Origin of the sequence: Novosphingobium sp., assembly GCF_030696665.1 — a bacterium.
GTDB lineage: Bacteria > Pseudomonadota > Alphaproteobacteria > Sphingomonadales > Sphingomonadaceae > Novosphingobium.
Genome location: NZ_JAUYRV010000007.1, coordinates 42,471 through 62,386 on the forward strand (window position 1 = coordinate 42,471; position 19,916 = coordinate 62,386).

Here is a 19,916-nt window from a genome sequence, read left to right on the forward strand (position 1 = left end):
GAGTTTTCGCGCCTTGCCGTTTAGGGCTGAAGGCGGAGAACCAGATTTTGAACGCGCCGCCCTTCCCATCGCTGACTGGCCTGCTGCCGACCGTCCCCGGCGGGACCGTGCGCACACGCCTCGATCCGTGGCGCAAATGGGCATCGGGCGACCCCCGCACGCGCTGGCAGGAACTGGCCGAAGCAGCCACCACGCCCAACCCGTTCTTCGAACCGTGGTATCTCCTTCCCGCCTGCGAAGCCTTTGATACGCAAGGCGCAACGCGAATCCTCACGCTCGAAATTGGCAAAGAACTCATCGGCCTCCTGCCGCTCACGTCGCCCAAACGCTATGGTCGCTGGCCATTGCCGCACCTTGCCACGTGGCTCCACCCCAACGCCTTCCTCGGCGCACCATTGGTCCGAGCGGGGTGCGAGACGCTGTTCTGGCAGGCCCTGTTCGATTGGGCCGACGAAGACAGCTCTGCATCACGCGCACTGTTCCTCCACCTACCCGCCATGCCGCTTGAACAACCGCTGACGCAGGCCCTGTTCGATGTGGCGGACCGCGAACACCGCACTGCCGCGCTGGTCATGCGCGAACAGCGCGCGCTGCTGCATTCACCGCTCACGCCGGAACTCTATCTCGAACGCGCATTGCCCGGAAAGAAGCGCAAGGAACTGCGTCGGCAGCATACCCGGCTGGGCGAACAGGGCGAACTCACCTTTGAGCGCAATGATGATGCAAATGCCATTGCCGAATGGACCGAAGCCTTTCTCTCCCTTGAACAACGCGGCTGGAAAGGCAAAAGCGACAGCGCAATGGCCTGCGCCCCCGGCACAGCAGCGCTGTTTCGCCAGTCGCTCGCCAGCGCCGCTGCGCTTGGCAAGCTTGAGCGGCTCTCGCTCAACCTCGATGGCCAGCCCATCGCCATGCTCGCCAATTTCCTCACCGCTCCGGGCAGCTTTTCCTTCAAGACCGCGTTCGATGAAGCCTATTCCCGCTTCTCACCGGGCGTGCTGCTCCAGCGCGAAAATCTGGCGCTGCTCTCACGCCCCGGCATTGCATGGTGCGATAGCTGCGCCGCGCCCGATCATCCCATGATCGACAGCCTGTGGACTGAACGCCGCCCCATCGGCCGCATTTCCGTGGCGCTTGGCGGACGGTTGCGCCGCACGATCTTCGAAACACTCCTCGCCATTGAACTTCGGCGGAATCCAACAGGATTAGGCAGATGAATCAGCACAACCCAGCCTTTTCAGGCGCTTTACCGCTCGATACGTTCGACGAGACCTCGCGCGCAAACTTTGCCGTTTGCTACCCGGAAAAGCCGCACAAACTGGTCCACCGGCTCGGCCAGCATCCACTAATGCAACTCGATGCGCTGGCGACATTGGCCGAAATGCTTCCCGATGCGTCTGTCGAATATAACCGCGCCGCACTGCCGCTCGGCCTCAATGGTGAAAAAGCCCCCGCCAACGGCATCGGTATCGGAGAAACAATCCGGCACATCGCCACCACAGGCAGCTGGGCCGCGCTCAAGAACATCGAACAATGCCCGGTCTATGCCGACCTCCTGATGGAACTGCTGGAAGAACTGCGTCCGACCATAGAGGCGCGCACCGGCGCGATGCTGAAACCGCAGGGCTTTGTCTTCGTCACCAGCCCCGATGGCGTCACGCCCTATCACTTTGATCCTGAACACAATATCCTGTTGCAGATCATGGGATCAAAACAGCTGACGATGTTTCCCGGAGGTGATACCCGCTTTGCCCCCGACGAAACCCACGAAAGCTATCACACCGGCGGCCCGCGCGATCTGTTCTGGCACGATGATTTGCGTCCCCACGGCAAAGTCTGGTCGCTGTCACCCGCAGAGGCGCTTTACGTCCCTGTCATGTCGCCCCATTTCGTGCAGAACGGCCCCGCCCCCTCGGTGTCGCTGTCGATCACGTGGCGGTCCGAATGGAGCTTTGCCGAAGCTGACGCCCGCGCCTTCAACAGCGTGCTGCGCAAACTGGGTCTCAAACCCCGCGCGCCCGGACGCTGGCCTGCTGCCAACCGCGCCAAGGCCTTTGCATGGCGGCTGGTGCGGCGGGTCCGGGGTTAAACGTCAAAAGCCAACCCGTTGACGCAAACGGAAACTCGGTTCATCGGCTCTGCCATGACCGACCATGAAGACCCGACGCCGCAGGAACTTGTCACCCGGCTGCTCGACCTGCTCGACGTAAAAGACCACGGCGGTGACCGCTTCGAGGGCCGCCGCAAGATCGGCGGGGTGGGCCGCGTATTCGGCGGTCAGGTGATCGGACAGGCGCTCGCCAGTGCCGAACGGACCGTTGCCGATGATCGCCCGGTCCACTCACTCCACGCCTATTTCCTTCGCGGCGGCAGCGAGGATCATGAGACTGATTTCAAGGTGGAGCGCGATCTGGATGGCGGATCGTTCTCCAACCGCCGCGTGGTTGCCAGCCAGCTTGGCAAACCGATCCTCAACATGGCGGCGTCGTTCCACAAGCGTGAAGAAGGCTTTGAACATGCGGCAGAAATGCCCGATGTTGTCGGGCCGGAAGGCCTTGCCACCGAGCGTGACCTGCGCCTCAAATATGCCGATCGCATACCTGAAAAGCGTCGCCATCTCATGCTCGAACGCCGGCCAATAGAACTGCGCCCGCTCGAACCGCGACACTGGATGGGGTCAGAACCGCAGCCGCCGGTGGCCCACAGCTGGTTCCGCGCAGTATCAACTCTGCCCGACGATCCGCGTATCCACCGCGCCGTCCTGGCCTATGCCAGCGACATGACGCTGCTTGGCACTTCCACCATGCCCCACGCCGCAGGCTGGGCCGGCGGCAACATGATGATTGCCAGCCTTGATCACGCGATCTGGTTTCACGATGATTTCCGCGCCGACGAATGGCTGCTTTACGCTTGCGACAGCCCTTGGGCGGGCCGTGCGCGCGGTTTCAATCGCGGACGGATCTACACGCGCGATGGGCGTCTGGTGGCAAGTGTTGCGCAAGAGGGGTTGATCCGCCCGCTCGTGCCAAAAAAGCCTTCCTGATCAGGGTTTTGTGCAAGCCGCGCCGGTGATGCGGGGCTCTGCCACCATCGCGAAAGCCACCTTGCCCAGCGCCGCCACGCCCGGCGCCGCTGCCAGATCGCGCGCTACGGCCTCGAACCGGTGGCAGTTGGCCGGATCGGTCGCCCCGCCGCCGTAACGATTGCCCAGCCGTGTGGCATAGGCATCATAGGCATGCCGTTCATCGCCAAAGAACGTGCGCAAATGCCGCCCAGCCGCGGCGAATACTGGCCGGTGAGCAGTTCCCATCGCCTCATAACCCGCGGAAATATCCACGCCGATGGCGCGACAGCGGAGGCTTACCGTCATCATCATCGCTTCGAATTCGTGCAACCGCGCCGCCGCCAGCGTCTGTCCATCAAGGCAACCCTGCGCCTGCGCGCTCTGCGCAAATGGCAGTGAAATCAGGGCGATGGCCGCCGCCAGGCGCTTCACTTCGAAGCCTCTGCAAGCTGGCATGATGTGACCGGAACCGCCATCACCGCATCGAACTGTCGCACCACCGCCGCCTGACGGCTGTATGTCACCGCCGCCACCTGCTGCTGATAATCGCGCGCTTCGGATGCCAACGCGTTCATCGGCGTCGGATCGCGCGAAAGCTGATGGCTGTCATAGGCCTGCTGCAAGGCCTGCATGTGCGCAATCGCGGCGGCATTGTTGGTCCGCGCCAGTTCCAGCACCGGCTTGTACCGGGTCTCGTAAAAGGCATTACGCTGGTCGGCTGAGCAGAACGTGGTGGGCAGCGGCAGATCGGCAACGTCCTGCAACGCGGGCCGCGCAGGAAGCGCAAACCCTTGCGCTGCCAAGACTTTCGTCGTCCCGGCACCCGCTTCCTGCGATTTCGCCAATTCGCTCAACAACGCGGCATCGCTCGCTGGCGGAGTAACGCTTTCCGCTTTTGCAACAACGGGTTGCGCCGCCGCCACGGCGGGCTGAACAACCGCCGGAGCCGGAACCGCTACCACCGGCACCGGCACCGCGCGGCGCAAGGTCATGACCTTCGCCTTCGCCAGTCCGCTGAACGTGCCCGCCGGATATTGCGCAAGATAGGCCTCGTAAACCGCCGGATCATCGCTGCCTGCCACTGATTGCCAGAACGTCAGCTCGAACGGCGTCCCGACACCGTTCGAACTTTGCGCACACAGCGGGCCGCCGGCCAGCAGCAGGCATGCGGCAAACGCGATCCTTGCGGTCTTCCGACCGGTTCCTGAAGTCATAAATCCCGTCTCCAACCCCGCGTTCCCAAGCGCGGGGAATGTCCCGTCATCCATCAGACAGGAGGAGTTTGAAGGAGCCGCAAACAAGTGCGGTTAAAGGGCCAGAAACCCTTTTCCCTGCGGCCTTTGGGCACCGCTTGGTGCAGTCAGGTGCGCCTAGGTGCATCTAGGTGCACTTCAGGAATGCCCTCGTTTCACCCGTTCGGATGGTAAAAATCATAGACCGTCTGCGCCACCGCCGAACTGACTCCCGGTGACCGCTGGAGGTCTTCAAGGCTCGCCGCACGCACTTTTCCGGCGGTGCCAAAGTGCAGCAACAGCGCCCTTTTGCGCGCCGGACCAATGCCGGGAATCTCGTCAAGCGGACTGGCCGTAATCGCCCGGCTGCGCTTGGCCCGGTGCGCGCCGATGGCGAAGCGGTGGACCTCGTCGCGCAGGTTCTGCAAGTGGAACAGCAGCGGCGAATTCACGGGGAGCATCTTTTCGCGCCCATCAGGAAAATGGAAAACCTCGCGCCCATCACGCCCGTGATGCGGACCCTTGGCGATGGCGATGAGCGGCACGTCCTCGATGCCGAGCTCGCCCAAAGCCTCCTTCACCGACGACATCTGCCCCTTGCCGCCATCGATCAGCACAAGGTCGGGCCACATGCCGCTTTCGCGGTCAGGATCATCCTCCTGCACTTTGCCGAAGCGGCGCGTCATCACTTCGCGCATCATGCCGAAATCGTCGTTGGTCTGCGCGGTCTTGATGTTCCACTTGCGGTACTGCGCTTTGATGAAGCCTTCCGGCCCCGCCACGATCATCGCGCCCAGAGCATTGGTGCCCTGAATGTGGCTGTTGTCGTAAACCTCGATCCGCTGCGGCACTTCGGAAAGTTCAAGGAATTCCGCCAGTTCACGCATCGTGCGCGCCTTGGTGCCGCTTTCGGCCAGCCGCCGGTCGAGCGATTCCACCGCATTGCGTTGCGCCTGTTCCATCAGCCGACGCCGGTCGCCACGCTGGGGGACGGAGACTTCCACCTTGCCGCCCGCCCCTTCGCACAGCGCCTCGGCCAGAAGCTCGGCCTCGGGCAGTTCACGGTCCACCAGAATGAGCCGCGCCGGGGGCACTTCTTCATAGAACTGCGCAAGGAAGGCGGTCATCACCTCGGCCTCTTCCAGACCCTCGGTGTGGCTGGGGAAGAAGGCGCGGTGGCCCCAGTTCTGGCCGCCGCGGATGAAGAAGGCCTGCACCGCCACCTGCCCGCCCTTCACCGCCATCGCAAAGACATCGGCATTGCCCACGCCCTCGGCATTGATGGCCTGGCTGCCCTGGATGAACGTGGCCGCGCGCAAGCGGTCACGCAGCATGGCAGCGCGTTCGAAGTCCAGTGCTTCAGCGGCGGCCTGCATCTGCACTTCGATCTCGCGCTGCACCGCGCCCGATTTGCCGCCGAGGAAATCCTTGGCCTGCCGCACCAGTTCGCCATAGTCCTCAGGCGTTATGCGATCCACGCACGGGGCCGAGCAGCGCTTGATCTGGTAGAGCAGGCAGGGCCGGTCCCGCCGCGACATGAAGCCATCGTTGCAACTGCGCAGCAGGAACAGCTTCTGCAGCGCGTTGATCGTGGTGTTGACGCTGCCTGCGCTGGCGAAGGGGCCATAGTAATTGCCCTTGGCTTTGCGCGCGCCGCGATGTTTCTGGATGCGCGGGTAGGCATGATCGCCGCGCAACAGGATGAACGGAAACGATTTATCATCGCGCAGCAGCACGTTGTAGGGCGGGCGGAAGCGCTTGATCAGTTGCGCTTCCAGCAGCAGCGCCTCGGCCTCGGAATTGGTGGTGACGATGGTCATGGACCGCGTCTGGCTGACCATGCGGCGCAGGCGATTGGGCAGGCGATCGACTTGCGTATAATTGGCCACGCGGTTTTTCAGCGCGCGCGCCTTGCCCACATAGAGCACATCGCCCTTGGCATCCTGCATGCGGTACACGCCGGGCTTGGGCTTCAGCGTGTTCACCGTATCGCGGATGACCGAGACGCCCAGTTCGATGTCCGGCTTTTCCGATCCGCGCAGCGTGGTGGAGGCGCGCTCCTCCTGAAAGCGGTCAGTTTCGCGGTCGGGCGGGGCGGAGGGCTTGCGGGCCATGCTTCCGCAGATAGTTGCTTCCACGGCTGAGGCAATGGCCCAAGGGCCTGTTTCCCCGGCTCTATCAGGGTTTTCCCGCATGGTCCGTTTCGGGGGTTTTAGTCCGGTTGCGCGACAATTGGTGAATGATCGGGCAACCATCAGGAACCTTTGGAACGCGCAGCAGCGCCGTCGTGCCCGGCCGCCGCGCCGATGCGCGCGTGCGCCTGCACATACCGGCGCGCCTTGTGCTGCTATCGGGTACGCAGCACTGCTTTCTGGAAGACCTTTCGGTGACCGGCGCAGCGATCATCCCGCAGGACGGTCTGCCCGAGGCCGGCACTTCCGGCATCCTGATGTGCGAACACGTCGAAGCCTTCGGCATAATCCGCTGGGCACGGCACGGCCGCTGCGGGCTGATGTTCGATGAAAAGCTGCCGCTGGCGCAAGTCGTATCGCTACGCCACATCGCCGACAGCTTTGAAACCAACGAACGCGAACGCAACATGGAACGCGCACGGGCGTGGGTTCAGGGGCGGTCGAAGACGCTTTAAGGGGACGAGCGGTACTGCGTTCGCACACCCGCCATGCTTTCGCCGGTCAAGCTTGGGGCAGGCCGAAAGCCAGCGCAGTGAATGTTGTGGTGGGTGATGGCAGGTTTTGGACTATGGAAAGTTTGGCAGCTACGGCTGGATTTAGGTGGATTGCTGAATGTCGGCTTTTGATCGTTCATTCAGCAAATCGAACGTCATTGAAGTGACCCTGCACCTTTTCGATCACCTCACCGTCGGAAGTCGTGATTTCATAAAATGAACTATCGACCGCACGAATAATTGTCCAAATCTGTCCCGGCCTGTTTTCGAAGGCTCCCCTGAAGTCACCCCAAATGACTTGTTGGGTCTCATTTGCCAGCGCCAGAAGATCCTTGCCACTGACCATCGCTGTTTCCGCAGCGAGCTTCTCAAGGGCCGCTCCGCCCTCACCTGTCGCGAAGAACTCCTGGCAAGCAGGATCTGCCACTGTCCATTCTGCTTCCAATGATGTGGGGGCAAGAAGCGCCAGAAGGTCGCGCAGGTCGAAAGCGAGGACGTTGCGCTCATCATGTAAATCGTGAATCGTGATTGTCTGCATATTTCTTACTCTGCCAGTCGGCGGCTATCGCCTTAACCTTAAACAGAAGCGCCAGTAAACGACACGTCCGAAACGGCGTCGTGTCCTGAACGGCAGGTTTTGGCGCAAAGCGCCATCGCCCCACCGCTCAAAACTGCTTGCGGAACTCCACTTCGAACACGGTGCCGCGCGGGTCGAGGTAGCCGGGTTGGTAGCGCAGGGGGACGGCGCCGGTATCGTCGGTGACGCGCTGTTGGGCGTTGAAGACGTTGTCGACTGCGAACGAAACGCGGGAGCCTTTGAGGAAGGGGACTTTTTCCACCAGCTTTTCCTTGCGGCCCAGATCGGCGAAGACGCGCAAGTTGAACTTGGCGATGGGAGCGAAGCGCAGGGTGGTCGATCCCGGCAGGCCGCTGGCGTCGACGCGCGAGCCGCCGGTGTAGCTGCCGCTCATGCGCAGGCCGAAGCCGCGATAGAAGCCGCCGCCTTCCATCTCTATCGAATGGCGTGCCACGGTGCCATCAAGCGCCTGACCATCAAGCAGATCGAGAACCTGGCCGCCCGCAGCGATCTGCACCGATTGCTGGAACTGGACGGTGTGGAACAGCGACAGGTTCCAGCGACCGCGTCCATCGAAGCCGCCCGGGCCTCCCCGCGGCCCGCCGCCGCCTGCCGGAGGGCCACCTGCGCCTACGGGAGGTCCACCAGCACCGGCACCCGGAGGTCCGCCCGCCGGAGCGCCGGGTGGCCTGCCACCGGCTGCGCCCATCATTCGGCCCATCGGTCCACGCTGCGCCGCAGCCGGATCAGGCGTGCCGAAATTGCCGGAAAGGTTGAGGCCATAGCGCAAGCGCGAGCCTTTTTCCTCGGCGAAAGTGACCGAGCTTTGATCCACCGATATGATCCGCCCATCGGCATCACGGATCACGCGGCCGGGAAAAGCGGCTTCCACTTCGGGGGTGAGCAACGGAAAGCCGTTGGTGGTATTGGTGGAGTTGTTGCGGAAGTATTCGGCGATGAAGCTGGAGTCCTTGAGGAACGGCAGGCTCCAGTTCAGGCCGAATTTCCAGTCACGCTGGCGTTCCTTCAACAGGTTGGGATTGCCGCCGGAAATGACCGTGGCCAGCACCGTTTCCCCGCGCGAAAAATCGAAGATCGAGACGTTTTGTGTGACGGTGGTCGGCCCGCCCAGCGCGGTCAGCGCAGGGGCCTTGTCCGCCGCCACATAGCTGGCCTGCAGCGTCAGCTTATCGGTGGGGCTGTAGGTGAGGCCGCCGCCCCAGTTATAGAGCGTGCCGAAATCCGACAGGTGATGCACTTCGGCATTGGCGTTGATCGACAGGTCACCCACGCCTGCGCCGAAGCCTTCCTTGCGGCTGGTAATCGGCAGATCGAGGCTGAAGCCGCCTTGCGCATCGCCGCGCTTCAGGTTGATCGTGCCAGCGGCGCTGCGGGTGTCGGTGCTTTCGATGCCGGAATAATCGAACCCGGCCTTGACCGTCAGCGCCACTTCACCGCCGGGCAGGCGCAGGGGCCTGCCGCTGAGCGTGGCAAGGCTGGTGAGCGAGTCCGTCTTGGACAGGGCGCGGTCGGCCACACCGGGGATGATCGCGCTGACCGGCAAGTTGCCCGATGCGGTGAGTGATCCGGCATCGATCAGTGCCTGCAGGCCGGAAAGGTCGGCGCGGTTGTCGATGGTGCTTTTCGTTTCGACATGGCCGCCATCACCGGTGATGGCGAGGTTCCAAGCGCCCAGCGGCTTGTTGAGCGCAACGCCTGCCTGCAACGTGGTGGTCTGCCGCCGAGTGGTAATCGCTGCGGGATCGAGCGTGGTGCGGCTGAAGCTGCCGGTAGTATCGGTCAGCGTGATCGCGTTCAGCCCGTTGAGCGAACGTGAATTGTCACGCTGCGCCAGTAGGTTAACGCTGAGGCCCGCGCCTGCGCCCAGTGCGCGGGCGAGGGTGGCGTTGAGCTGGGCCGATTTGCTGTCAGCAATCAGCGTGCGGTAATCTGCAGCCAAGGGATCACCTGCCACCAGCGGAGCCGCTGACGCTGGCTGCACGATGCCGCGCTCGCCCTCGGTCAGCGGGCTGGCGTCTTCCAGCTTGCCGGTCACGTTGATGCGATTGCCGCCCGCAATCTTGGTCAGCGTGAATTCCTGCTCCAGTTCGGTAAAGCCGCCGTCGATGGGGAAGCGGAATTCGGTTTCGCTGCCGAAGCTGCTGAAACTGTCCTTGAGGATGAAGTTGACCACGCGCTGATCGGGGCGGTAGCCATATTGCAGTGCAACTTCCTCGGGCAGCACTTCGACCCGGCGGATCGCTTCTGGCGGAATGCCGCGCAGTTCACGAAAGCCGGAAATGCGCATACCGTTCAGCAGCACCACAGGACCGCCGCTGCCGCGCCCGCGGCCAGAGCCGGTCTGCGGGGCGAGTGAGGCGAGCAGTTCCTGCAACGAGCCTGCGCCGTAGGACGCGATGGCCTCTTCATCCAGCACGGCGATGGGTGGCTGCGTGGTGTCGACCTGGCCCTTGATGCGGGTGGCGATGACGAGGATCTGGCCGGGTTCGCCCACGATTTCCTCTTCGGCCTCAGCCTCGGCATCGGTCCCGGTGGTCACGTCCTGCGCCCGCGCCGGGTTGGTTACGACAAGGCAAAAAGCCAGTGTTGCCAGCGATGTCGCCGCTCTCATGTTCACGATCACTACCCTTGATTATTATGCGCCGGATACTTGCCCGGCCTTTGCAACGCTTGTGTTGGCGAAGCGGTCCATGCGGAACAATCCGCATTTGGTAACAGTTTGTCGCACTGCAACATAGTTGGCGACATGGCGGTGACCACCTGAACCAAAGATGGCCCAACTGCGCGCCCCCTTCCCTTTTGCGGCAAGCAAGGCTAAGGGCGGCGAGAATCCTTGCGCGCATGGAACCGCACCCGGTGGTCCCTGCGCTTTCCCAGAATACTCTGACACACTCTGATAAAAGGCATCTGAAACCGCCGATGGCGAAAGAAGAACTCCTCGAAATGCGCGGACAGGTGGTTGAACTCCTGCCCAACGCGATGTTCCGCGTCCGTCTGGAAAACGACCACGAAATCCTCGGCCACACCGCCGGCAAGATGCGCAAGAACCGCATCCGCGTGCTGGTGGGCGATGAAGTGCTGGTCGAACTGACCCCTTACGACCTCACCAAGGGTCGTATCACCTACCGCTTCATGCCCGGTCGCGGCGGCCCCGGCGGCTTCTGATGGTGGGCGACATTTCGCCCGCCCTCCAAAATTCTCCGGCACTGGTTCTGGCATCGGCCAGCCCGCGCAGGCTTGAACTGCTGGGCCGGTTGGGCGTGACGCCTGATCGTGTCGTTGCCACGGACATCGACGAATCGCCACTGAAGGCTGAGCGCCCCCGCGCCCATGCGGTGCGTCTGGCCGCTGAAAAAGCGCGCGCTGCGGCGGCGCTGGCCCCCGGCTGCCTGATCCTTGCGGGCGATACCGTGGTGGGCGCTGGCGCGCGCATCCTGCCCAAGGCGGAAGACGAGGCCACCGCGCGGGCCTGCCTTGCGCTGCTTTCCGGCCGCCGCCACCGCGTGTTCTCTGCCGTTGCGGTGATGACGCCGGACGGAACCTTGCGTGAGGCGCTGTCGGAAACGATCGTGCGGTTCAAACGCCTCTCGCCTGAAGAGATGGACGATTACATCGCGGGCGGCGAATGGCACGGCAAGGCCGGGGGCTATGCCATCCAGGGCAGCGCCGAAGGGTTCTGCGACTGGCTTTCGGGCAGCCATTCGGGCGTGGTCGGCTTGCCGCTTTATGAAACGCGCCGGTTGCTGAAAGCGGCTGGCCTGAAGGTTAAATAGCGCATGTCGGCTGAATGGCTTTACGAAGACGGGATCGGCGAAGAGCGCGCGATTCTGGTGTCCGGCGGCAGCATCCTGTCCGCGCGCGTCGAATGGGGCGAGGGTTTGCGCCCCGGCCTTGTTGCCGAAGCCAAGCTGGTGAAGCGCCATGCCGGTGGCAGGCGCGGCCTGGTCCGCTTTGACGATGGGGCAGAGGCGCTGATCGACCAGCTTGCGCGGGAAGCCACCGAAGGGGTGCGCATGATGGTGCGCGTGACGCGCGCGGCCATTGCCGAACGGGGCCGCACCAAACTGCCCGTGGCAAAGCCCGCCCCCGGCGAGGCTGCGCGCGATGCGCTGAGCCTGCGCGAAGACATTGAGGCCAGTGGCGCCACCGTGCGCGTGCTGCCTGCCACCAGCAAGGCCTTTGCCGCCAATGGCTGGGACGAACTGGTGGAGCAGGCGCAGACCGGCGAGATCGCCTTTCCCGGCGGCGCCATCATCGTCAGCCCCACACCCGCGATGACGCTGATCGACGTGGACGGCGCGCTGCCTCCGTTGAAGCTGGCGCTGGCGGCGGTGGACGCGATTGCCGATGCGCTGCACCGCATGGACATTGGCGGCAACATCGGCATCGATTTCCCCACATTGGCCGACAAGAAGGACCGCCAGCACGTGGACAAGGCGCTGGCCGACGCGCTGATCGACTGGACGGGTGAGCGCACCGGTATGAACGGCTTCGGCTTTGTGCAACTGGTCGCCCGGCTGGAACGGCCCTCGATGGTTGCGCGCTTTGCCCGCCATCCCGCTGCTGCTGCGGCGCGCGTGCTGTTGCGGCAGGCGGAGCGGGTGACCGAACCCGGCGTGCTGCTGCTGACCGCGCATCCCCGCGTGCTGGATGCATTGACGCCTGCGTGGGAAGCGGAACTGGCCCGGCGCACCGGACGCACGGTGCAGCGCAAGGCCGATGCGGCGCTGGCCCTGCATGGCGCATTCGCACAGGCAGTGCCCGCATGAATACGCCCACCATCCGCCGCTGCCCGATCTGCCGCAAACCGCGCGTGGAAGAACACACCCCGTTCTGCTCCACCCGCTGCCGCGACCGCGATCTGCTGCGCTGGCTGGACGATGGCTATGCCCTGCCCGGCCGCGCGGCAGAGCAAGACCCCGAAGAGTGACCGCCGCCGCAATTGCCAACATCCCGCTCCCCCACGAAGGCGGGGGCCTCAGGCGTTTTACGGAACCCTCGCGCGAATCTCCTGAGGCCCCCGCCTTCGCGGGGGAGCGGACTTGGGAAAAATTTTCGCGCCTCAGGACTTGCCAAGCCCGCCCCGCTTCGCCATAGGCGCGCTTCCCATCGCTAGCCGGTCCCGCAAGGCACCGCAGCAGCGGCGATGCCCGGGTAGCTCAGTTGGTAGAGCAGCGGATTGAAAATCCGCGTGTCGGCGGTTCGAATCCGTCCCCGGGCACCATTTCCCTATCCGCCACCACCCGCCAAGAGTTGAAAAAACGGCAGAAATCTGCCATGTTTAGCGTCGGCCTGATCGTCGATGCTCGCCCTTGTTCGCCTATAGCCGGGCGCTCTTGGGGGCCTTTGCGGGGGCCTTTCGAAATGCCCCCAAAAAAAGGCCCCCAGATGCCCCTTTCCGACACTGCGATCAGAGCTTTGAAGCCGCGCGACAAGGATTATCGCGTCGCTGACGAAAAGGGCCTTTACCTCCAGATCACGCCAGCTGGCGGGCGCCTCTGGCGCCTGAAGTACCGCAACGCTGCTGGCACGGAGAAGAAGCTGGCATTCGGCGCTTACCCGGACGTGTCTCTGAAAGCTGCTCGCGAGCTTCGCGACAATGCCCGTAAGCTGTTGGCAACCGGCATCGACCCTGCCGAGAAGAAGAAGCAGGACCGCCACGCCGCGAAGATCAGTGCTGCGAACTCATTCGCAGCCGTTGCGCAAAGCTACATCGAGAAGTGCAAGCGCGAAGGCAGGTCGGAACGCACCACCGACAAGCAGCAGTGGCTGCTCAAGCTTCTGGAACGAACGATCGGCCAACGACCTGTCGCCGAGATCCAGCCCTTCGAAATGCTGGAAGCCGTTCGCAAGTACGAAACGTCGGGCCGGACCGAAGCCGCCCGTCGCGCCATCCAGTTCGCCAGCCAGGTATTCAGGTTCGCTATCGCGAATCAGTTGGCGGCGTCGGATCCGACCCGCGATCTTCGCGGGGCGCTGACAAGTCACAAAGCAAAGCACCACGCCGCGATTTTGGAGCCTCAGAAGGCCGGACAGCTTCTTCGAGCAATCCAAGGGTACGACGGGCACCCGGTGACCCGCTGTGCGCTTCAGCTGGCTGCCCTGCTCTTCGTCCGCCCCGGCGAGCTTCGCTACGCCGATTGGTCGGAAGTCGACTTTGACGCCAAGGTCTGGCGCATTCCCGCAGAAAAGATGAAGGCTCGGGCGGAACATGTCGTGCCACTCTCTCGCCAGGCACTCTCGGTCTTGTCCGAGACGCGAGCGCTGACAGGGGAAGGACAGTACGTCTTTCCGTCGATCCGCACGCACCTGCGCCCGATGTCGGAGAACACCGTCAACGCAGCTCTCCGCCGCTTGGGATACTCGAATGACGAGATGACCGGCCACGGCTTCCGGGCGATGGCAAGCACGCTGCTCAACGAATCAGGCAAATGGTCTCCAGATGCCATCGAGCGAGCTCTAGCGCACAAGGACCGGGACGCCGTGCGAGCTGCCTATCATCGCGGCACGCATTGGAACGAGCGCGTAGAAATGGCGCAATGGTGGGCCGATTATCTCGACCAGTTGAGGGTAGGAGCAGACGTCGTTGCGTTCTCAGCTGGCCAACGCGCATAGCAGGGCCAGAGATGGGCCGCGACTGCCTCCTGTGCCGGTCGGCGATGGTGTATAAGCTTGCGTTCCCCGCGAGCGCGGGACAGGGTAATTGCCTGATGCGACGCGACCTCGATCATCTTCCAGCAAACAAGCAGCGCGAACTGGAGCGCGTGGTCCAACTGATTTTCGAGGAATTCGAGGACGTTACCGCCTGCGCAACCGCAGGCCGGAAGAAGGCCGGGCGCGTTCTCAAGGTTATTCTATACGGAAGCTACGCGCGTGGTGGCTGGATCGACGAGCCGCACACCGCAAAGGGCTACAAGTCTGATTTTGACCTGCTGATCATCGTCAACCACAAGGACCTGACTGACCGGATCAAGTACTGGTCGCGGCTCGATGAACGCCTGATGCGTGAGTACGGGATTACCGGGACGCTCAAAACCCCGGTGAACTTCATTGTTCACACTCTCGGTGAGGTGAACGATGGGCTGGCGCATGGACGCTACTTCTTCATGGACGTCGCCCAGGATGGCATTGCGCTCTATGAGGCAGACGATACAGAACTGCACACACCCAAGCCGAAGACGGCGGAGCAGGCTCTGGCGATGGCGCGGGAGTATTTCCAGGAATGGTTTCCTGCGGCAAATAAGAGATTCAACGGCGCTAAATTCCATCTAACTGAAGGAAACCTCAAAGACGCTGCGTTCGACTTACACCAGACAGTTGAACGTCTGTATAACTGCGTCCTTTTGGTCGCAACCTTCTATACCCCACATGTGCATAATCTTGGTTTCTTGCGCACCCAAGCTGAACGGATTGATCGGCGCCTCACGCACGTATGGCCTCATGATAATCGCAGACAGCGGGCGATGTTTGAAAAGCTCAAGGATGCTTACGTCAAAGCCCGCTATTCAAAACACTATAGTGTTACTACTGAAGAATTAGATTGGCTTTCTCAGAAGATCGAGGATCTGGGCTGTGTGGTGCAGGCGGTTTGCGCCGAGCGCATTGTTGCGTTGGAGGATCAGTTGGAAACTCGGGCCGCAAGGAGCACCGGACAATGAACGAGGTTGCGGACGATCCGGCCAGTCTCCTTTCGAATGTCGCTAGGATCAAGCCGACGTTGGTTCATCCAGTTTGACGGGCACTTCGACGACATCGCTAGCTGAGATCGTGTGCTAATATCCTTCTTTGGAGGACTCAGTGCAAACCAGTCCAAGCCCGGCCAATGTATATCTATTGGTAGGTAGCGCTCCGCGATGGTATCATGAGGTTGACGACAGCAATCGGGCTTTGCAGGATCCGTCAATCGCAAGATGAAAAAGCGCCCAGGTTGGGATTGAGGATGCCAGTAAACGAGGCTGAAACGCTGGGGTCTTTGATTAGAGATGCAGCTTCGTCGTCAAAATCCGTTGTTGTTGAAGCAACAGTTCAGACACGGGATGATGGATCCGTGCCAATGGCAATATTGAGCGCCGACGAAGCTGTGAGAGTGATCAACGCCCATGCGCCGCGGATTATCTATCTTGTTGAGCAAGTTTTCGATCTTGATGGTGAGATCGAAGTTGCGCGGGATGAGCTGGATGACCTTGGCGTCGAACATTCTGCTGATAGTTTGAAGGCAGCCCAGCGGAAGTTTGCCGCGTATGACGGGCAGATTGGTGCGACAATCGCGAGTTTCATGATTGACGGGGTGCTTCATTCAGCGGTCGCCACGGCAACATGGCACGATGAATTCGGAGACACCGTCGAGGCGATCTTGGAAGACGTCCGCGAGGGAGCGCGAGCCGGCCAATTCTCGAAAAGTTCGGAGAAGGCGAAAGCCATCGAACGCCAGGCTTTGCTTCTGGTGAAGCACCCATCCTTCAATCATGGACGTGTCTCATTCGACAAACGCATGGCGCTGGCCGAAACACTCTTTCGGGATTGTGATCCTCACACGCTTTCAGAAATTACACGGCGGGCAGAGAACCTGTTCTGGCTGGAGCAATCCGGCGTCAAACTTGACGGCATCGATCACGACTGATTGGTAGACGTGTTCCGATTCAGTCGCATGCCTAAGCTGCCGCTCGACCACCATCTTGATTGCGATTGTCATTGGCTAGCTTTCTCGACGCCCCTTGCGACAAGAACGCGAGCAGCCGCTCCTCATCCTCAGCCATTTTGTACTTGGCATCGCTAAGGAAATTTGACCGTTCCTCTCGAACTTTGGCTACCCACCGGCCCGTCCGATCTTCACGATCCAGGATGCTTTTTGTTCCAAAGGCACGCAGCATGAAGCCGTAAGCCAACAGCAGGTCGGGATGCTGATGGAACAGGTGATGTCCGATCTCCACGAGATTCTTGTACTTAAATCCGACTGGCTTTCCCGCCTTCGCAGTTGCGACCAGATGGACGAGGCGCGAAGCCTTCATAAGATCCGGATATTTGCCCTCAAGTCCGCAGCCATGGGATAGAAGGCGGTCATTAATGGCGACCCATCGCTTGTAGCGCCCCAAGTGTTTGTCATCGTCTTCGTAATTGAGCACAAAACGGAACATCAGATCACGTAGTTCATTTTCTAAGGCGACCTTCGCTCGTTCGGCTGCCTCTTTTTGAGCGGCCAATTTGGCGATTTTTTCCAATTTGATCTGCTCAAGGAGCTGCGCTGCCTCGGACGAATAATCGAACGCCTGGACAGTTTGCAAATCGACATCGACAGTGATCTCATCCCAGCAAACGAGGCGCTCAACCCATTCGTCTACAATTCGATCACCGTCGATGACCGGCTTGCGATGCCAGCATTTGATCATGAATACGCCGGCCGCTTCAGACGCTGTCGCAGTGCTCGCATCGACCACAAATATGTTCGAGTTATTGCTGAGTAGAATGTCGTCGTCAGTCATGCGGCGATAGTTGGGATGAAAATTCGGCAGGACCCAGATCAACGCCGCGCGTTCCGAGCGGTAGAACTCTCTCCGGCTGAGCACGACATCTAGGAATGTCGTGCTCAGCTGAACTTCGAAGGCCAGGCGCAACGAATCCGTTCTGGCGGAGACGTCTGGACGACGCAGGCCGGTCAGGCCTTCGCTCGCTCGCCAGGTCTGCTCCGTGACCACATCCGTAAACCGTGGATCGGCGGAGACGCTTCTGAGCACAAGCCGCTTGATTCGCTTGTGAGCTTCGCTCTCCTTGTTACCGCGATATTTCATAGCTCTGATATCGGCCTCGGTGAAGCCGGTGCGCGTGACCGCAGGGCACGAGCCATCCTCATGCCGATGCCGAAAGAAGAATCGCTTGGCAGTACTGCAGACCAGATAGACGGGAACGCCACACGTCGCGCAGACCAGTCTTGTCTTGTTGCTTTTCACGAGCATTTTGAGCTTCTGGCGCAGCAGGATTGCCCGCTCGTATCTGAATGCTCGAACAAAGCGCCTAACATCGATGATGCGGCCAGATTTGAGGCTGAGAACTTGATCAATCTCGGGTTTAGCGACCGCTTCAGCCCATGCCAGCGGATCAATGGTTACGTTGCCTGCCATCGTCACCTCCAAACACAAGACGAGCGATCTGCGCGTTCGTCAAAAAACCTAGCACCGCTCCAATCGAGCCCCGGGTCGATTGAGCCCCCAACGCCGATCAATGTAGAACTCAAGCGATCTGCGAATCTGAAATTTCAGAAGATCTTCGGTGAAGCCGTATTCAAGCCGGACTGCAGCCTTCTGGTCGTCCGACAGGCCGCCCAAAGGCCGAAGCCGTACTTCCACGATCTCCTCCCAATCGGCGTCCCGCGGAAGCTCTTGGCCGATCGGCGTGGTTGAAAAGCTGCTTTCTGGTGACACTCGAACAGGAAGATAGTCGCGCCACTCCTGATGGTGAAAACTCCATGCCCTGACATGTAACCGCTCACCATCAGACGCGAAATGCGCAGGTGCAATCCACTGATTTTGGCGAAGGCCAGTCGACATCGAGACATAGTCGATCTCAATCTTCAGCTTCTGCTCGATCGCCTGATAGAGTTGGCGCATCACAAATGGCGGAGACTGCCGAACGGGCGAAGGCAGCATTGAGAAGTCGTTGGATCCTGGGCTTCTGACAAGCTCGTCGGGTGAGCCGGCTTCATACGTGAACGGCAACCCTCTGTGATTGCTGTCAGCGAGGTAGCATTTACGGACCGCATCATACCTAGGCTTTGGCTCGGCCACCCGTTCCAGATACTCCCTGAAATCTATGGCCGCTTGCGGCGATGATATTCCAAATCGTTCGATCAGGTCTTTGCGATTCACCTGCCCGCGCCATGTCAGGCATTGATCAAGATAGACCAGGCGGGCGAACATCGCAGGCTTGAGGGTGAGATCGTTCATTGAGGCGAACGCTACTTGACTCGATTTCGACTGTCTATATAAAATTTATACGCATAGAGATTCGAGGTTCGGCGAATGCGCATTCTGCACACAAGTGACTGGCATCTAGGTCGCCAATTCCACGGGGTGGCGCTGGAGGAAGACCACGATCACGCCCTCGTCCAGATCCTCTCGATAATCGATGATCAGCAGCCGGACATTCTCATTGTCGCGGGCGATATATTCGACAGGGCTAATCCGCCCCAGAGCGCTCTAAAGCGGCTTTCAGAATTCCTGACGACCGTAAGGGCGACATCATCCGCAGCCATCGTGTTGATCGCTGGCAATCATGATTCGGCCGCACAGATAGGGGCGTTGGGCGTTCTTGCGACAGATGGTAAAGCCATAGTGCGCGGTCCCTTGGACGAAAATGAAAGGCCGCTGATCGTTTCCGATGCACATGGGCCTGTGGCGATTTCCGCGTTGCCCTTTGCGTTCGAATATGCGGCGCGACTGTGTTTCGACGATGAGGAAATTGCCTGTCCCGCAGATGTCATTCGCGCTCAGCTCGCCAGTGCGCGCAAGCACGTTGCCGACGGAATGCGTTGGATCGTCGTTGCCCATGCATTCGTAGATGGTGCTGCGACGAGCGAAAGCGAGCGTCCGCTCGTGCGGATGGTCGGCGGGATCGAAACGGTAGCCGCGGCAGCGTTCGATGGGGCGCACTATGTTGCGCTAGGGCACCTGCACCGGCCGCAATCGGTGGGTCTCAAACATGTTCGCTATTCCGGAGCGCCGTTGGCCTTTGGCTTCGACGAGGAAGGCCAGGAGAAGTCCGTCAGCCTGATCGAACTCGCGCACGACGGGACCGTCGAGGTAACCGAATTCCCCATCAAGCCGCTGCGACAGGTGCGAACCATCCGCGGAAAGCTTTCGGAACTGTTGGCTGCTACCGAGGTGTCCAACGACCTTGTGCGCGTGGTCCTAACTGACGAAGCACCGCAAATCGAGCCGATGAAAAGGATCAGGGCACTCTACCCGAATGCAGTCCAGCTTGCCTATGAACGGAATGAGCGCCCGCTCGCGCAGCGCCTGGAGGAACGACGAGCGGCGATTGACGATCCGCATGCGCTCTCCTCGACGTTTCTTGAAATCGTGAGGGGCGTGTCAACGCCGGTATAAAATGGGGCCAGCCACCGGTTTAAAAGTGGGCCAGTCAATTCAAACAAAAAGCCTCAGTTTGAGGCTGGGTTTAATCGGCGTCGGGGAAGCGGCTGTTGCGTAGCGGAAGCCGATTTCCCGACGCCGATTGCCGTTTCTGATCAGGTCATCTTGCTGCTCTCCTTTTCCTTTTGTCGCTTACGGCTGCTAGCAAGACGGAAGCTGTCACCATTCATCTCGAGGATGTGGACATGGTGGG

Annotated in this window: 19 protein-coding genes and 1 tRNA gene; 13 read left to right on the plus strand and 7 right to left on the minus strand. The window is 61.1% G+C overall.

Features of this window, described 5'->3' with window-relative positions; genetic code table 11:
* Positions 1–47: 47 nt before the first annotated feature.
* From Q8R81_RS01190 to Q8R81_RS01200, 3 genes are read left to right on the plus strand one after another with little or no spacing between them, the layout of a single operon-like run.
* Positions 48–1,217 (plus strand): GNAT family N-acetyltransferase, encoded by a 1,170-nt coding sequence (locus Q8R81_RS01190; protein ID WP_305615369.1) that lies wholly within the window; start codon positions 48–50, stop codon positions 1,215–1,217.
* Positions 1,214–2,089, plus strand: a complete 876-nt coding sequence (locus Q8R81_RS01195; protein ID WP_305615371.1) for a transcriptional regulator — start codon at positions 1,214–1,216, stop codon at positions 2,087–2,089. Before Q8R81_RS01190 ends, Q8R81_RS01195 begins: the two co-directional genes overlap by 4 nt.
* A gap of 54 nt (positions 2,090–2,143) precedes the next feature.
* Positions 2,144–3,043 (plus strand): acyl-CoA thioesterase II, encoded by a 900-nt coding sequence (locus Q8R81_RS01200; protein ID WP_305615373.1) that lies wholly within the window; start codon positions 2,144–2,146, stop codon positions 3,041–3,043.
* Here Q8R81_RS01200 and Q8R81_RS01205 read toward each other — a convergent pair whose 3' ends face one another.
* From Q8R81_RS01205 to uvrC, 3 genes are all read right to left on the minus strand, one after another.
* Positions 3,044–3,496 carry a hypothetical protein gene (locus tag Q8R81_RS01205; protein WP_305615375.1) on the minus strand — a complete coding sequence of 151 codons (453 nt, stop codon included), beginning with the start codon at positions 3,494–3,496 and terminating at the stop codon, positions 3,044–3,046.
* Complete coding sequence (locus Q8R81_RS01210) at positions 3,493–4,278, minus strand: hypothetical protein (protein WP_305615377.1); 786 nt, start codon at positions 4,276–4,278, stop codon at positions 3,493–3,495. The genes Q8R81_RS01205 and Q8R81_RS01210 overlap by 4 nt, the downstream gene beginning before the upstream one ends.
* Before the next feature lie 194 nt (positions 4,279–4,472).
* Entirely contained in the window at positions 4,473–6,410 is a 1,938-nt protein-coding gene (uvrC, locus tag Q8R81_RS01215; protein WP_305615378.1) for an excinuclease ABC subunit UvrC, read from the minus strand.
* A gap of 125 nt (positions 6,411–6,535) precedes the next feature.
* Here uvrC and Q8R81_RS01220 point away from each other — a divergent pair, with 125 nt between their 5' ends.
* On the plus strand, positions 6,536–6,943 hold the full coding sequence (locus Q8R81_RS01220) for a PilZ domain-containing protein (protein WP_305615380.1): 408 nt from the start codon (positions 6,536–6,538) through the stop codon (positions 6,941–6,943).
* Positions 6,944–7,118: 175 nt separating this feature from the next.
* Here the strand turns inward: Q8R81_RS01220 and Q8R81_RS01225 are convergent, their stop codons facing one another.
* Positions 7,119–7,520: a hypothetical protein gene (locus tag Q8R81_RS01225; protein ID WP_305615381.1), complete on the minus strand. Its 402-nt coding sequence runs from the start codon at positions 7,518–7,520 to the stop codon at positions 7,119–7,121.
* Between the two features lie 127 nt (positions 7,521–7,647).
* A complete protein-coding gene (locus tag Q8R81_RS01230; protein ID WP_305615397.1) occupies positions 7,648–10,191 on the minus strand; it encodes a TonB-dependent receptor domain-containing protein in 2,544 nt (847 codons plus the stop codon).
* Between the two features lie 308 nt (positions 10,192–10,499).
* On the opposite strand from Q8R81_RS01230, the gene infA reads away from it, so the two are divergent.
* From infA to Q8R81_RS01270, 8 genes are all read left to right on the plus strand, one after another.
* On the plus strand, positions 10,500–10,745 hold the full coding sequence (gene infA, locus Q8R81_RS01235) for a translation initiation factor IF-1 (protein WP_039338683.1): 246 nt from the start codon (positions 10,500–10,502) through the stop codon (positions 10,743–10,745).
* The gene (locus Q8R81_RS01240) at positions 10,745–11,353 is read left to right on the plus strand and encodes a nucleoside triphosphate pyrophosphatase (protein ID WP_305615382.1); all 609 of its coding nucleotides are present in this window, start codon (positions 10,745–10,747) and stop codon (positions 11,351–11,353) included. Before infA ends, Q8R81_RS01240 begins: the two co-directional genes overlap by 1 nt.
* A gap of 3 nt (positions 11,354–11,356) precedes the next feature.
* Complete coding sequence (locus tag Q8R81_RS01245; protein ID WP_305615383.1) at positions 11,357–12,349, plus strand: ribonuclease E/G; 993 nt, start codon at positions 11,357–11,359, stop codon at positions 12,347–12,349.
* Positions 12,346–12,510, plus strand: coding sequence for a DNA gyrase inhibitor YacG (gene yacG, locus Q8R81_RS01250; RefSeq protein ID WP_305615384.1), 165 nt, complete (start codon positions 12,346–12,348; stop codon positions 12,508–12,510). Before Q8R81_RS01245 ends, yacG begins: the two co-directional genes overlap by 4 nt.
* Before the next feature lie 218 nt (positions 12,511–12,728).
* Positions 12,729–12,804, plus strand: a tRNA-Phe gene (locus Q8R81_RS01255).
* Positions 12,805–12,968: 164 nt separating this feature from the next.
* Positions 12,969–14,195 carry an integrase arm-type DNA-binding domain-containing protein gene (locus Q8R81_RS01260; RefSeq protein ID WP_305615385.1) on the plus strand — a complete coding sequence of 409 codons (1,227 nt, stop codon included), beginning with the start codon at positions 12,969–12,971 and terminating at the stop codon, positions 14,193–14,195.
* Positions 14,196–14,290: 95 nt separating this feature from the next.
* Entirely contained in the window at positions 14,291–15,238 is a 948-nt protein-coding gene (locus Q8R81_RS01265; RefSeq protein WP_305615387.1) for a nucleotidyltransferase and HEPN domain-containing protein, read from the plus strand.
* Between the two features lie 281 nt (positions 15,239–15,519).
* A complete protein-coding gene (locus Q8R81_RS01270; protein ID WP_305615389.1) occupies positions 15,520–16,200 on the plus strand; it encodes a hypothetical protein in 681 nt (226 codons plus the stop codon).
* Positions 16,201–16,231: 31 nt separating this feature from the next.
* On the opposite strand, the gene Q8R81_RS01275 is transcribed toward Q8R81_RS01270, so the two are convergent.
* Positions 16,232–17,695, minus strand: coding sequence for a DUF6035 family protein (locus Q8R81_RS01275; protein WP_305615391.1), 1,464 nt, complete (start codon positions 17,693–17,695; stop codon positions 16,232–16,234).
* Between the two features lie 48 nt (positions 17,696–17,743).
* A complete protein-coding gene (locus Q8R81_RS01280; protein ID WP_305615393.1) occupies positions 17,744–18,517 on the minus strand; it encodes a hypothetical protein in 774 nt (257 codons plus the stop codon).
* 75 nt (positions 18,518–18,592) lie between these two features.
* Between Q8R81_RS01280 and Q8R81_RS01285 the strand changes: the two genes are divergently transcribed.
* A complete protein-coding gene (locus Q8R81_RS01285) occupies positions 18,593–19,678 on the plus strand; it encodes an exonuclease SbcCD subunit D (RefSeq protein WP_305615395.1) in 1,086 nt (361 codons plus the stop codon).
* Positions 19,679–19,916: the final 238 nt, after the last annotated feature.